Consider the following 13,850-nt stretch of genomic DNA (forward strand, 5'->3'; position numbering starts at 1 on the left):
ATATAATAGATTAATAATACTAAAGAACTAATTTCTTTGATAAGAGGTAGATAGATTAGTGAAGCTCACAGGTATCGATATGTTTAAAGGGCTCTCTAATGTAGAGCTTGCGAAGCTGCTGGGGATGCTTGATAAACAACAGATTCCTGCGGGAACGAGGTTGTTCCATCAAGGCGAGCATGGAGATCAAATGTTCATCATAGAAAGCGGCACGATTGAGCTATTCTCAAAAACGGATGACAGCGTTCGGCGTTCACTTGCCGTGCTTGGGCCAGGCGAGGTTTTTGGTGAAATGGCTCTGCTTACTGGGGAAGCGCGGTCTGCTGAGGCCGTAGCTGCGGAGGATGCTGTGCTGCATATCATTGACAACAGGATGTTTGATCGCCTTGTTGCTGAGAATGCAATTTTCTCATCCTATTTCATCAAGCTGCTTTCGCAACGATTGACCGCAACGAATGCGAAGCTTCAAGCATCTAAGAAAACGGAATCCGAGCGAATTGCGTATGAGCTTGGACAATTGCGCGAGCTAACGGCTCGTTTTCTGCAGTGGTGCGCACATGTTCCTCTTATTAGCAGAGGGCTTGTGGAGCATACCTATGGCATGACGATGCAAAGGGAGCTTTCAGAGAATCTCTTCCTTCGGGAGTGCTTTCAAGATGATCCGTTAACATCGGAATGGTTGACTCTTATAAGCGGTATTAAACCAGTTCTTAATGATATAAGCAAGGAGCGTTATGGGTACGAGGAGATGGCTGGTTGGCTGGAAAATGCGACCTCGTGGTATGTTTCTCAAGGCAACTGGGTGGCATTCATCATGATCCAAGCGGATAAAGGGAACTGGCCGGCAGCGCTAGACACGTATGCTCGCATAGAAGGAGAGGTTACGGATCATCAGCGCGCAGAGCTTTTTCGTACCATTAGCCGCTGCCCTAGAGATATACTCGCAGGAAATTACACGGTGCTGCAAACCTATCTTCCTTACTGTGAGAAAAATGCGCCGGAAATTGGGCTTGCTGTTATAGAAGCCTCATTAAACCAGCCTAACAAATTTCAATCGCATGAGCTTTTGTTTTTGTACGAGTGCGGAACGGAGCTTAGCAGACGTGTTGGCAGAAACAATCAAGCGTTGGATTATTTGAAGCTGGCTGATGCATTAGCTAGCACTTTATCCTTCAATAAAGTTGAATTGCCGGATGCTGATCGGGCGTATGGATTAGCCAAACAAAAGCTGGCTAGAAAACGCAGCGAGGTGCTTGTGAAAGGCGCCGGACGTTTATTGAAGGGGAATCGCGCTGCAGAAGCAGGGGCTGTCATGGCGGCGCTGCTCTGCATCATACTTTCTTTCCTATTAGATCCTATTGGCGGTTTATCTGAGGCGGGCATGCGGTTTATCGGAATTGCGCTAGCTGCAGTTATTATGTGGATTGTTCCGATTATGCCGGATTACATTGTGGCGCTTGGCATGATTATGCTGTGGGTGCTGGGGGGCGTTGCCTCTCCGGAAACGGCACTCTCGGGATTTGCATCAAGCTCGTGGCTCTTTATGATTTCTATTATGGCGATAAGTGCGGTAATAACAAAATCAGGCATTTCTTACCGCTTTGCACTCCATGCTTTAAAAAGATTTCCTGCCCATTACCGCGGACAGCTTTGGGGCATTATTGCAGGCGGGGTCCTGCTTAATCCGCTGCTTCCTTCATCCTCTGCCAAGGTATCGCTTGGCGTTCCGATGGCACAGACGCTCGCCGAATCGCTCGGCTTTGAAGAGAGAAGCAAGGGAGCCGCTGGCCTTGGGCTGATTGCTATGATTTTCTTTGGCTTTACCGCGCCTTTTGTTATGACAGGCTCATACACCAATATTATGGCTTATGGCCTTGCTTCTACAGAGCAATCGGTATCGTGGCTGCAATGGTTATTGTATGCGCTGCCAGCGTTTATTATTTTTGGCACTGTGTTGATTATCGTATTGCTCTTTATGTTCCGTAAGATCGAGCCTGCCAAAGTTGTCACAGGCGAAGTGCTGAGTGAACAGTTGAGGCTGCTTGGCCCGCTAACAAAGGATGAGCGTGTATCGCTCTGGACGATTATATGCTGCATTGGGCTTATGGTGCTTCAACCGCTTCACGGTATTGAGAGTACGTGGATTATGCTGATGGGTTTTGCGGTTTTAGTTATTAGCGGCGTGCTCGATAAACAGACGATTTCGACAGGGATAGATTGGACTTTTTTATTGTTTCTCGGGGCTGCATTCAGCTTTGCGGGCGTCGCCGAGCAGCTAGGAATTGCTGAGCTGTTATCCTCCTTTCTTGGAGAGCATATGTCTGTTTTTGTCAGCACGCCTGCCTTATTCCTTGTTGCAGTCATTCTCGTTTCCTTTGTCGTTACGCTAGTCATTCGAGATGATCCAGCTGTTATTTTACTTATCACCGCTATTGTTCCTTTAGGAGAGACAGTAGGCATTCATCCATGGGTGCTCGTATTTGTCATATTGCTTGCAACAGATCCGTTTTTCTTTGCCTATCAGTCCCCTACCTATTTAACTGCCTATTATAGCTCGGAGGGGAAAGCGTTTACCCATCGTCAAGCCGGAAAGCTTGCACTCGGTTATGCATTTGCAGTTCTACTTATAGCTGTGCTCTGTGTTCCATATTGGAAGTGGCTTCATCTCATTTGACGGAAAAGAAGGGAAAGGAGGATAGTATGAAAATAAAGCTTATACATATTATGGCCCTGCTTGCTGTACTGGCTATTTTCTTCATGTATAGAGGAACATTTGATCGAATGGACTATTTTTTCCAAGATCGTTTTATGCAAAAGGAAAGCCCTGTCGAAACTCAAATTGCCATTATCGCTATTGATGATGAAAGTGTGAGTGAATTTGGGAGCTGGCCTTGGAATCGAAATGTTCATGCTCAATTAGTTGGTATGCTCTCCGAAGGAAAACCGGCAGTTATTGCGTTTGACGTCACTTTCCCTGCACCGTCGGCAGATGATCCATCATCGGATGAAGCGCTAATCAGCGCAGTGAAAAATGCGGGCAATGTCGTTTTTCCCGTATATGGAACATTTGAAGCTTCAGCCAAGCAGGGCGCAATTGACGCACTTGAAATATCTGAGCCGTTTCCGGCACTTAAGGAAGCAGCAGCGGCGGTTGGACATATCAACACGATACCGGACCGCGATCACGTTGTACGCAACTCTTTATATCGTTTTATGTATGAAGACGAGCAGGTAGAAAGCTTTTCTTGGACAATTTATAAAATGTACATGGAGCGCCTCGGCAAAAGTGTAAGTGCGGATATGCTTCCGCTTGATGCATTTGGACAGTTTCATATTCCCTATACGGAGCGGCCAGGGCAATATGAAGCGATTCCTTACGCTGCTGTTCTGAACGGGGATGTGCCTGCGGATTATTTTCAGGATCGCATTGTGCTTATTGGACCGTATGCCACGGGCTTTAAGGATGAGTACCTGACGCCATTGCAGGTGAAAAAAATGATGTACGGGGTGGAAATACACGCGAATATTATACAGGCTCTGCTCGAAAATGATCTTAAGCATGAGCTTAATTGGAAATGGAATGCGTTGATTTTGCTCCTTGCGGCTTCGCTTGCCTACTTCTTATTCCGGAAGTGGAATATGCTTATCTCATTTTTGGCGGTTGCGGTTATTCTCGTTGCATTTGTAGTAGGAAGCAGCTACTTGTACGGTCAGGGAATCATTATATCAATCGGCTATGTGGTGCCGCTGCTAATTATTAGTTGCATCATCGTCGTTGGGTTCCATTACGTAGAGGAATTGCTGGAGCGACGCAGGGTGACGGATATATTCGGCAGATACGTGGCGCCCGAGGTCGTTAACCAGATTTTGAAAAATGGTGAAGAGGGCTTAAAGCTGGGCGGAACGCGCCGTGAGTTAACTGTGCTTTTTGTTGATATTCGCGGCTTTACGCCTCTCTCAGAGAAGGCGGAGCCGGAGGAAATCGTTGAAATATTAAATGAATACTTGGATCTTGCCGCCAACTGCATCTTTAAATTCGAAGGTACGCTGGATAAGTTTATCGGCGATGCAGCCATGGCAATTTTCAATGCGCCGCTGCTTCTTGAAGACCATCCAATGCGAGCGGTGGAAGCGGCTTGGGCAATGAAAGAGGGCTCAACCGCATTGGAGCGCAAGTTAATGGAACGATTTGGCTTTGGTGTGAAGTTTGGTCTTGGCATTCATACGGGGCCAGCCGTCTTCGGCAACATAGGTTCGAAGAGCAGGATGGACTATACCGCTATTGGAGACACGGTTAATACGACAGCTAGGCTGGAGAGCAATGCTAAGCCCGGACAAATCATTATGAGCGATGCGGTCTATCAGGAGGTTAAAGATCGTGTTATTGCGAACGCTCTTGGCGAGATCAAGGTAAAAGGTAAAGAACAGGGCATCTCAATCTATGAATTGGAGGGACTAAAATGAAGACGTTAAAGCTAGTTTTTGTGACTTTGCTAGTCATGGCTATTATTATGCCGACATCTGTTTTTGCGAAGGATACGGAAAAGGCGGGGAAAATAACGGCCATTTCAGGCAAAGCGGAAGTGAAAAAGAGCGGCGGGTCCAAGAAATTTAATGCTTTTAAAGGAATGGCTATTACGAAAGGCGATACGATACTAACCGGCAGTGATGGGAAAGTAACGATGGATCTGGACAGCGATAAAGAAGTTACGATTGGCACGGATACCACGCTTGTTGTGAGTGAACTGGTCAAAAGCGCAAAGGCACTGGGCGGCAAAACGAGCCTGAGCCTGCTAAAGGGGAAGGTTCTTGTCACGATTAAGAAGAAGCTTGATGGCGATTCTAGGTTTGAGATCGAGACACCAACTGCCATTATGGGCGTTATGGGGACGCAGTTTACCGTTACGTATGAGAATAACGAGAGCTACTTGGGTGTATTTGAAGGCGCAGTAAAAACGAAGCATGGACAAGTGCTAACGGACGAGACGACTGTTAATCCAAATGAACAGCTGCCACTGAATAAAGATGGGGCAGGAGTAAAGGAAAAGCTGAATTATCTCGATCTTCCGTTGGTCGGCCTGGAGCATTATCTACTGCTACTCCAAAAGGATGCTAAAGCGGATAAGGCATTAATTGAGCAAGTTAAAGCACTAATTGAAGAGAAAAAACAAGAGGAAGCGGCGGCAGCTGCAGGCGGTAGTGGAGGTTCACAATCCAACTCTACTATTGTATATGAGGACAATGCGGGAACAGGCGGCAGCAGCGGTGGAGGCGGCAACCCGGTCGTGACGCCAACACCAACGCCAACGGCGTCACCAACACCAACGCCAACACCAACGGCGTCACCGACGCCAACACCAACGGCGTCACCGACGCCAACGCCAACAGCGTCACCGACGCCAACGCCAACAGCGTCACCGACGCCAACGCCAACAGCGTCACCGACGCCAACGCCAACAGCGTCACCGACGCCAACACCAACGCCGGAACCTGTGCCGCCAACGCTAGATTTAACGATGTTTTATAATCATTTAGAATCGTATATGAAAAATGACAAAACGTTTATTTTGCCATTTACGACAACACTTGCTCTTAATGATTCTAGTGCAAATATCGTCAAATTTGAGGTGCGACAGGATGACGCTGGTGAATTTGAAAGTCTAGATATCGTTGAGACGGTTGATATACATCCTTCTGAACCTAATCAGCTGGTGGTTAAATTAAAAGAAGCTGTGCAGTACGGATCAATCATTCGTATAACGGTCTATGAAAATAAATTAAAAAATTCGGAAACCAATGATGTGCAGACGAATGAACAAGTTACAGCAAGGGGAGAAATGGAACAAGGGTTTCAATTTATAAATAACAGTGAGTACCCGCCAATTGAATTTATTTTAGGGAAAACCAATTACAACAAAAATTTATCCTTTAAAACTTTTGGTTATGGAATGCCGGAATGGCCTTCTGAGGGGAACTCCCCTTACGTTAGAATAACTAGAGTTTGCCCAATTGAAGAAACGGAGGAGTGTTATCCGTTTTTTGAATATAACCTTAGCGGTGCTCTACTGTTTAGCGTAACTGGTCCTGATACGGCGGATGTTATGTTAAAAGGGAATTATTTTGCCGAAGGCAATTTACGGCCTGGAGCATATCGTTTGAGTATTTCTTTAGAAAATGGAAGTAATGGTCTGGTTGAAAACTTTCTAGAGCTTGATATTACGGTACGGGTAGCTAATCCTCCGGAGGCTTTAACCAAAGCGGCATTTATGGAGGATGAGTATACGTTAGTGCTTCCATTTACTACGAGCCTTGCTTTTGGGAATTATTTTCCAAAAGATGGTTTGATAATTTATAAATGCGACGCGGTAGAGCTACCAGAGGGTAGAACATGTAGAAATGCGGAGCTGCCCCTCCTCAACATAACGGATATTGAGAGTGTTGCTGTTGACCAAGATAATCAAACGCAGCTCATTGTAAAGCTTAAAAATCCCATTGCATACAACTCAAATATTGATGTGTATGTAAAACCGAATGCTTGGAAGAACCCAGTTAAAGGTGATTTGCAAGAAAACGAGCAGCATTTCTCTTTAGATAGCAAAGTAACGGCCTTTCCTAGATACGTAGATTTTGAGAACAGGCCCGCTATAGTGAAGGATAAGGAGCTTTTCATCTACACACATGGTTATGAACTGGGAGAGATAATGATTAATGGAAATTTTTGCGTGGAAGAGCCATCTTGCTTTTGGTTTGAAAGTATGCCGCTAGAGAGCGATGCATATGAGCTCGAGAATGATGGTGAATATACAAAACTCATACTTAAAGGATCCTATTTCAGTATGGAACTAGCAAGAGGCGAGGGAAATATTACAATACCCATTATGAAAAAAGAGGAACAAATTGACGAGATAATTATACCCTTCCATATTATAAGGCCAATAACTATAGATTAAATATCGAAAGGAGCAATTCTATGAAAAGCAATATTAAATGGCTAGCAGCAAGCACGGCGCTTGCAACGATGCTAGTTTCGTTTCATGCAACAGCATTCGCAGCTAATGAGCAGCCAGTAGAAATAAGAGAGACGGAGAACGTCGCTAAAGTTGCCAATGTCATCGAGAAAGCAAGCCAACCATGGGGGCTGGCTTCTGCCCCTGATGGGAGCATCATTGTTGTAGGCTCGGGCAGCAATCAGATTAGCAAATGGCAAAATGGGAAGCTTACTCCTGTTACGACGAAGACGGAAGCGGGCTATTTCGATGGGACGATTGCCAATTCAACGTTCAATCAACCGTCTTCTACTGTAGTGAACAGCAAGGGTGTCATTTATGTAAGTGACACCGACAATCACGTTGTGCGCAAAATTGTAAACGATCGAGTATACACGGCTGCGGGCAATGGCAAGCCAGGAAATAAAGACGGCAAATTTGGCGATGCGCAGTTTAACTCTCCAACGGGATTAGCGATAGACAGCAAAGACAATGTTTATGTAGCAGACTCCCTAAACCATGTCATTCGTGTCATTACTCCCGAAGGCGTAACATCTACCTTTGCTGGAATTGCTGGCGAAACAGGCGGGTACAAGGACGGAAGCGCAGCGCAAGCTTTATTCAATGAACCGATGGGGCTTGTATTCGATGATAAGGGCGGTTTATATGTAGCTGACAGCGGCAATCATCTTATTCGTTATATTTTTGATGGCAAGGTCAAGACGGTAGCTGGAAAACCGACAGCTGTCGATGCGCTTACCGGTTATATGGCAGGCGGCTATGGGAATGGCATAAGCGCTGAAGCACGGTTTAATCGGCCGCGCGGGCTGGCATTTGCCGATGGGGTTTTGTTTGTTGCAGACAGCTTGAATAACCGAATACGTGCTCTGCAAGCGGATGGGAAAGTGATTTCAATTGCAGGTCAAGGCGCGCCTGGCGATAAAGTTGGAGAAGTTGAGCAAGCGCAGTTCAATCAACCGTCTTCCTTGTTGTATTTGAGCGGAAAGCTGTACATAGCCGACACGTTAAACAATAGCGTTAAAGTGCTGCCGGTGAACCCTAAGGCTCTCAATCCTATACGTACGAAAGAAGAACTGATTGCAGGTACGGAGCTGCTGCCGGCGAGCAAAGATATTCAAGTATGGCTGGATAACAAGCAAGTGAAATTCACTGCTTTGCAAAAGCCTTTTAAGAGCGGAGAAAAAACATATCTTCCTGTGAGAGCTGTCTTTGGTGCATGGGGAGCGAATATCAAGTGGAATGCTGCGGCCAAGGAAGTGCAGCTGACCAAAAACAACTGGAAACTTTCACTAAAAGTAAATGCGAAGCATACGGTTATTGTTGAAAAAGGCACTTTATACGTAGATGCACAATATTTAGCTGATGCCGCTTCATTTTTGTTTGCTTATGATAGTGAATACAATGCTATTATTATGAGTAGTGAGTAATAAGTAGCAAAATTCCCTATCGCTGGAATAGAGGCTGTACAATGACTTTGGAAAACCGCTCGCAAAATAATGTAGACCGTTTCTCAGGCTTTCAAAACGATTACGACCAGCATCGTCCGAAAGCTCCTGCCGCAGTTGTTAATATTTTGACAAGCTATTTGGGAAGAGTGCCGAGCGTTGTGGCGGATGTTGGATGCGGAACGGGGCTGTCCTCCTTTATATGGCTCGGGAATGCGGAGCGAATTGTAGGTTTTGAGCCAAATGACGATATGAGAAGCAAAGCGCTGGCTCATTTGTCCAAGCTCCCTGAGGATCAGTCAATTTCGTTCATCAAAGGGTATTCTGACCAGCTTAATTTAGATGCGGACAGTGTTGATATTGTAACCTGCTCGCAGTCTTTTCATTGGATGGAGCCCGTCAGCACGCTCTCTGAATTTGCCCGCGTTCTGAAGCCGGAAGGTGTGTTTGCCGCCTATGATTGCGATTGGCCTCCAACGCTGCACTGGGCTGTCGAATTAGAGTATAAGCAGCTTATGGATCGTTCTGAGGAGATTATTGCTGCTCATATCCCAGAGAAGGATCAAGCGAGCAAACGAGATAAGGAACAGCATTTAACACAAATTCATAACAGTGGTCTCTTCCGTTTCTCCAAAGAAATCGTGTTCCATAACATGGAGCGCTGCGACGCAGAGCGTTATATTGGTCTGGCTATTAGCCAAGGCGGCATTCAGGCCGTCTTCAAGCTTGGTTCGATGGCGCTGGAAGAGCAATTGCAAAGCTATCGCAGCAGTGTCGAGCGTTATTTTGCAGGAAGAACGCTTGATGTCATGTTCAGCTACCGCATGCGGATAGGTGTAAAATAGAGCAGCTTTAGCGCTTAAATGGTGCAGAAGGCAGTCTTGTCGTGAGGACAAGGTTGTCTTCTTTTTTTATTGCTAAAATGACCGCGAAACGTTTTTGCATGTATAATGCAGGTTAAGTGCGATTTATTGTAAGGAGGACTCAGCTTGTCACCTAGAAATGTAGAAAAAGATAAAATGATGCGTGAAAAAAAGATGCAGCATATTCTCGACTGTGCGCTGAAGGTTATGGCGATTAATGGTTTTCAATTAACGAGCATTCAAGATATAGCGAAGGAAGCAAAGGTTAGTGTAGGTAATGTCTATCACTACTATGCTTCGAAAGAAGAGATATTCAGCGAGGTGCTGCGCTCGGGGCAGACGAATTATGGGAAGTATGTAACAGATTTAGCGGCCATGGATATGGAACCGATCGCTAAGCTTAGAGTAATGCTTACTTCTTGGCTCTCATTGGAGACGAATTGGGCGTTCACGATTCTTATGCATACGGCAAGGTTATCGGGGTCTACTCCGCCAGACATTAAGAAGGCAATCACGGACCGTTTTACAGTAAACCTAGGCCCTGTCGCTGACATTATGAGTGACGGCATACGTAGGGGGATTATCATTGATGAAGACCCCTTGCAGCTTGCTTTCTATTTTGTAAGCCTTATTCAGGGCCTTACACTCCAGCGTCCGCCCGATTATGAAGTGAAGGTGGAGATGAATGTTGAGGTGATTATTCGATTATTTGAGATCAAAAAATAGCTTTTTTAGGCATACGAAAAAAATGTTGACAAAGTCGATATGATGCCGCAAAATAAGCAACATAACAAACCGAATGAACATTCAAATTGTAGATTGGTTTGACATATGGGCGAATCGACCAGACCACTGGAGATTTAACGTTAGTTATTATACGCGTTAAGTCTTTTTATTTTACCATAATACCAAGTAATCGGGTATTAATAATGCAATATTGAATGGGAGGGGCAGCTTATGGCGGCGGAGATGCTCGTAGTACATGAACTTAATAAGACATTTGCAACACCCTCGGGAGATGTCATTGCGCTTGATCGCATTGGGCTTCAGGTGAAACAAGGGGAATTTATTACGATTATTGGACCGAGCGGCTGCGGCAAAAGCACATTGCTCAAAATTGTAGCAGGGCTCGATACCGGCTATGAAGGCACGGTTTTGCTGAATGGAAAACCGATTGAAGGCCCGAGTATTGAAAAAGGATTTATTTTTCAAGAACCGAGATTGTTCCCTTGGTTGACGGTGGAGAAAAATATAGCCGCAAATTTATCGCTTCGCAAGCCGGAGGTTCGTAAACGAGTAGATGAGCTCATCGAGCTTGTAAGGCTGAAGGGCTTCGAACACTCTTATCCTCGCGAGTTGTCTGGAGGCATGGCGCAGCGTGTAGCTATTGCAAGAGCGCTGCTTCGCAGTCCTGATATATTGCTGCTGGATGAGCCGTTTTGCGCATTGGATGCTTTTACTCGCTCGCATATGCAAGAGGTGCTGCTTGATATTTGGCAGAAAAACAAAACGACGATGTTGTTTGTGACACATGATTTGGATGAGGCGGTATTTCTGGGCGAGCGAGTCGTCATTATGAATCCGCGTCCGGGTCATATTCGAAAAATATTGCCGATTGATTTGCTGTATCCTCGGAAACGAGCAGGCCATGCTTTTCAAGAGATGCGGCACAAGGTACTGGGTGAGTTTGAGAAGGTTGAGGGGCCGGAAATCGATCAAGGCGCGGATATTTAATGAATTATTTTTCACCAAAAATATAGATCGTCGGGGAGAGAATGAAGATGAACAGATTACGCCTTCTTACGGCAGCAATTATTGTATTAGCGGTATTTATTAGCGGCTGCGCGGCTTCTGGCAACGAAAATTCAGACAAAAAAGAAACAGGCAACGCGGGCAACAAAGCAGCAAAGAGCTATGACGGAGTTACTGTAAAGATCGGGTATCAAGGCAGCGGCGGCTTAATGGGCAAAGCGATTGAGGAGAAATGGTTTGAAGATGAATTTGGCAAGCTTGACGTGAAAGTGGAGTATGCGGAATTTCAGAGCGGCCCTCCAATGACAGAGGCAATTGCTTCTAACCGTCTTGATTTCGCTGGACTTGGCAACATGCCGATCATTGCGGCACAAGCTGCGGACATTAAATTCACAGTCATTTCTCAGGCGCTCGAGGGCAAAAACAATGTCGCGATCATCGTTCCTAAAGATAGCCCGTTTCAAACGGTTGCTGACTTAAAAGGCAAGAAGGTAGCTGTTGCCAAGGGGAGCAACGCATTTAACTTCCTTTACCGCGGCCTTGAAGGTGCGGGGCTTAAAGCATCGGATTTGGAAATTATTCAACTGCAACCGGATGAAGCGCAGCCTGCTTTTGAGACGGGGAAGGTTGATGCATGGGCGACATGGGAGCCGAATATTACGCTGAACACACTGCAGGATAAAGCGAAGGTGCTTGCGGACGGCGAACAGCTGGGCGTGCTTTCTCCTTCCTTCAACATTGTTAGAAAACAATTTGCTGATGATTATCCTGAGCTCGTTACCCTGTATCTGAAAGTATGGAACAAAGCGCTTGCTTGGGAAAATGATAATCGTGCCGAATCCACCGAGCGTTATGCGGCTGAGCGTAAAGTGCCTGCGGCATTAATTGAAGCAATCTTCAATCGCTCCAAGACAATTAATATCCCTGTATCGGACGAAATTATTGCAGAGCAGCAAAAGACGGCGGACTTCCAGTTCGACATTAAAGTCATTCGCAAGAAAATCGAAGTGTCCACCGTATTTGATAACAAATTTATTGAAGAAGCGTTGAAATAATACACTGAACAAGAGGAATGGGGCGTTTCTTATGGTTGGAGCTGGCTCAGAAAGCGCATTGCATAAGCCCATCAAAGTAATGAAGAGGCGGCCAAGGAGCCGTCTCTCTATTCAAACGGTTAATCTGCTGCTCAGTTTGCTGCTTCCAGTCGGCTTATTGGCCATCTGGCAAATTGCTGGAATGATGGGGAAGCTTAATCCAACGCTGCTGCCAACACCAGGCTTAATTGTGGAGGAATTCATTCATTTAACTTTATCTGGTGAGCTGTTTTATCATCTCGGTATTTCAGCTCGACGTGCGCTGCTTGGATTTTTGCTGGGCGGAGGATTAGGTTTAGCTGCGGGATTATGGGTAGGATTCTCCTATAAGACGGAAAGGCTCATTGATCCTTCCTTGCAAATGCTTCGTACTTTGCCCCATTTGGCAGTAGCTCCGTTGTTTATTTTGTGGTTTGGCTTTGATGAGACATCTAAAGTGTTATTGATTGCAAAAGGTGCTTTTTTCCCGCTGTACGTCAATACCTTTCTTGGTATTCGTTCCGTAGACGGCAAACTGTTTGACGTTGCTCGTGTGCTGCAGTTTAGCCGCTGGCAAATGATTGCGAAGCTTGTTCTTCCGGCATCGCTTCCTAATATCTTTCTCGGCGTGCGACTTTCTATCGGTGTGGCATGGCTTGGGCTTGTTGTAGCGGAAATGATGGGTTCGAGCTCAGGAATTGGTTTTCTGATTAATGATGCGCGTTATCTCATGATTACTTCGGTTGTATTTGTAGGCATTATTATTTTTGCCGCAGTCGGTAAGCTGACGGATTCGCTTGTTAAGCTGCTTGAGAAGAGGCTGCTGAATTGGCAGGACAGCTACAAAGGGGGCAGCAAGTAATGAGCGAACGAACCGCTTCGCGCGAAATGGGCGCAAAGGCAGCTGGTCGGGACTGGTTAGGCGTTGTTCCGAAGCCGCTTCATGGCTGGATTGTTCCGGCTTTCATTGTGATTGTCTGGCAGGCAGTCAGCGGGCTTGGTTTGTTGTCTGAAACACTGCTGCCTGCCCCGTCAAATATTGTGAAGAGCTTTGTGTCATTGTGTGAATCGGGAGAGATGGGGAAGCATCTCGGTATTAGCATGTACCGCGCTGGTTTTGGGTTTCTTCTTGGCGGAGCGCTCGGGCTGCTGCTCGGTTTATCGGCGGGTCTTGGCAAAGTGATGGAGAGGACGCTTGATCCTTCGCTGCAAATGCTGAGAACGGTGCCGCTGCTTTCCGTTATTCCGTTGTTTATTTTGTGGTTCGGGATCGGAGAATTTTCAAAGGTGCTGCTTATTGGACTTGGCGCTTTTTTCCCGGTTTATGTGAACACATTTCTTGGTATTCGAAATACGGATGTGAAGCTGTATGAGGTTTCGCGTATTTTCCAATATACGAAGCTTCAGCAGGTAACAAAACTTATTATACCAGCGGCCTTGCCGAATATTTTATTGGGCGTACGGCTATCGCTTGGCGCTTCATGGCTGCTGCTTGTCGTTGCAGAAATGATGGGGACGAGTGCAGGTATCGGTTATATGATTCAGGATGCAAGAGCATACTCGCAAACTGAAATTGTTTTTGTGGGCATTATTTTGTTCGCTGTATTTGGCAAGTTGTCGGATACGGCCATTCGGCTGCTGGAAACCAAATGGCTTCGCTGGCGAGATACGTATAAAGGATGACAAAATGAATCGTTTGGAGAGGCGGTT

General features: G+C 45.9%; 10 protein-coding genes. All 10 read left to right on the forward strand.

The window, feature by feature from the left end:
• Nucleotides 1-58 precede the first annotated feature (58 nt).
• Nucleotides 59-2,674, forward strand: coding sequence for an SLC13 family permease (locus AC0VYE_RS02110; protein WP_475445730.1), 2,616 nt, complete (start codon nucleotides 59-61; stop codon nucleotides 2,672-2,674).
• A 26-nt stretch (nucleotides 2,675-2,700) separates the two neighbouring features.
• The gene (locus AC0VYE_RS02115; RefSeq protein WP_475445732.1) at nucleotides 2,701-4,464 is read left to right on the forward strand and encodes a CHASE2 domain-containing protein; all 1,764 of its coding nucleotides are present in this window, start codon (nucleotides 2,701-2,703) and stop codon (nucleotides 4,462-4,464) included.
• The gene (locus AC0VYE_RS02120) at nucleotides 4,461-6,950 is read left to right on the forward strand and encodes a FecR family protein (protein WP_475445733.1); all 2,490 of its coding nucleotides are present in this window, start codon (nucleotides 4,461-4,463) and stop codon (nucleotides 6,948-6,950) included. The genes AC0VYE_RS02115 and AC0VYE_RS02120 overlap by 4 nt, the downstream gene beginning before the upstream one ends.
• 20 nt (nucleotides 6,951-6,970) lie before the next feature.
• Nucleotides 6,971-8,434, forward strand: coding sequence for a stalk domain-containing protein (locus AC0VYE_RS02125; protein WP_475445735.1), 1,464 nt, complete (start codon nucleotides 6,971-6,973; stop codon nucleotides 8,432-8,434).
• A 41-nt stretch (nucleotides 8,435-8,475) separates the two neighbouring features.
• A complete protein-coding gene (locus tag AC0VYE_RS02130; protein ID WP_076268515.1) occupies nucleotides 8,476-9,297 on the forward strand; it encodes a class I SAM-dependent methyltransferase in 822 nt (273 codons plus the stop codon).
• A gap of 144 nt (nucleotides 9,298-9,441) precedes the next feature.
• A complete protein-coding gene (locus tag AC0VYE_RS02135) occupies nucleotides 9,442-10,041 on the forward strand; it encodes a TetR/AcrR family transcriptional regulator (RefSeq protein WP_475445737.1) in 600 nt (199 codons plus the stop codon).
• Nucleotides 10,042-10,272: 231 nt separating this feature from the next.
• Nucleotides 10,273-11,049: an ABC transporter ATP-binding protein gene (locus AC0VYE_RS02140; protein ID WP_475445739.1), complete on the forward strand. Its 777-nt coding sequence runs from the start codon at nucleotides 10,273-10,275 to the stop codon at nucleotides 11,047-11,049.
• 47 nt (nucleotides 11,050-11,096) lie between these two features.
• Complete coding sequence (locus AC0VYE_RS02145; protein WP_475445741.1) at nucleotides 11,097-12,122, forward strand: aliphatic sulfonate ABC transporter substrate-binding protein; 1,026 nt, start codon at nucleotides 11,097-11,099, stop codon at nucleotides 12,120-12,122.
• 79 nt (nucleotides 12,123-12,201) lie between these two features.
• Nucleotides 12,202-13,002, forward strand: a complete 801-nt coding sequence (locus AC0VYE_RS02150; protein ID WP_475449393.1) for an ABC transporter permease — start codon at nucleotides 12,202-12,204, stop codon at nucleotides 13,000-13,002.
• Nucleotides 13,003-13,028: 26 nt separating this feature from the next.
• Nucleotides 13,029-13,823, forward strand: coding sequence for an ABC transporter permease (locus AC0VYE_RS02155; RefSeq protein ID WP_475449395.1), 795 nt, complete (start codon nucleotides 13,029-13,031; stop codon nucleotides 13,821-13,823).
• The last annotated feature ends 27 nt before the right edge of the window (nucleotides 13,824-13,850 follow it).

The organism is Pristimantibacillus sp. Z349TD_6 (genome assembly GCF_056173205.1).

Coding starts and splice junctions, on each gene's coding strand:
- AC0VYE_RS02120 (WP_475445733.1), top strand. CDS start 4,461: ATGAAGACGTTAAAGCTAGTTTTTGTGACTTTGCTAGTCATGGCTATT.
- AC0VYE_RS02125 (WP_475445735.1), top strand. CDS start 6,971: ATGAAAAGCAATATTAAATGGCTAGCAGCAAGCACGGCGCTTGCAACG.
- AC0VYE_RS02145 (WP_475445741.1), top strand. CDS start 11,097: ATGAACAGATTACGCCTTCTTACGGCAGCAATTATTGTATTAGCGGTA.
- AC0VYE_RS02115 (WP_475445732.1), top strand. CDS start 2,701: ATGAAAATAAAGCTTATACATATTATGGCCCTGCTTGCTGTACTGGCT.
- AC0VYE_RS02140 (WP_475445739.1), top strand. CDS start 10,273: ATGGCGGCGGAGATGCTCGTAGTACATGAACTTAATAAGACATTTGCA.
- AC0VYE_RS02130 (WP_076268515.1), top strand. CDS start 8,476: ATGACTTTGGAAAACCGCTCGCAAAATAATGTAGACCGTTTCTCAGGC.
- AC0VYE_RS02150 (WP_475449393.1), top strand. CDS start 12,202: ATGAAGAGGCGGCCAAGGAGCCGTCTCTCTATTCAAACGGTTAATCTG.
- AC0VYE_RS02155 (WP_475449395.1), top strand. CDS start 13,029: ATGGGCGCAAAGGCAGCTGGTCGGGACTGGTTAGGCGTTGTTCCGAAG.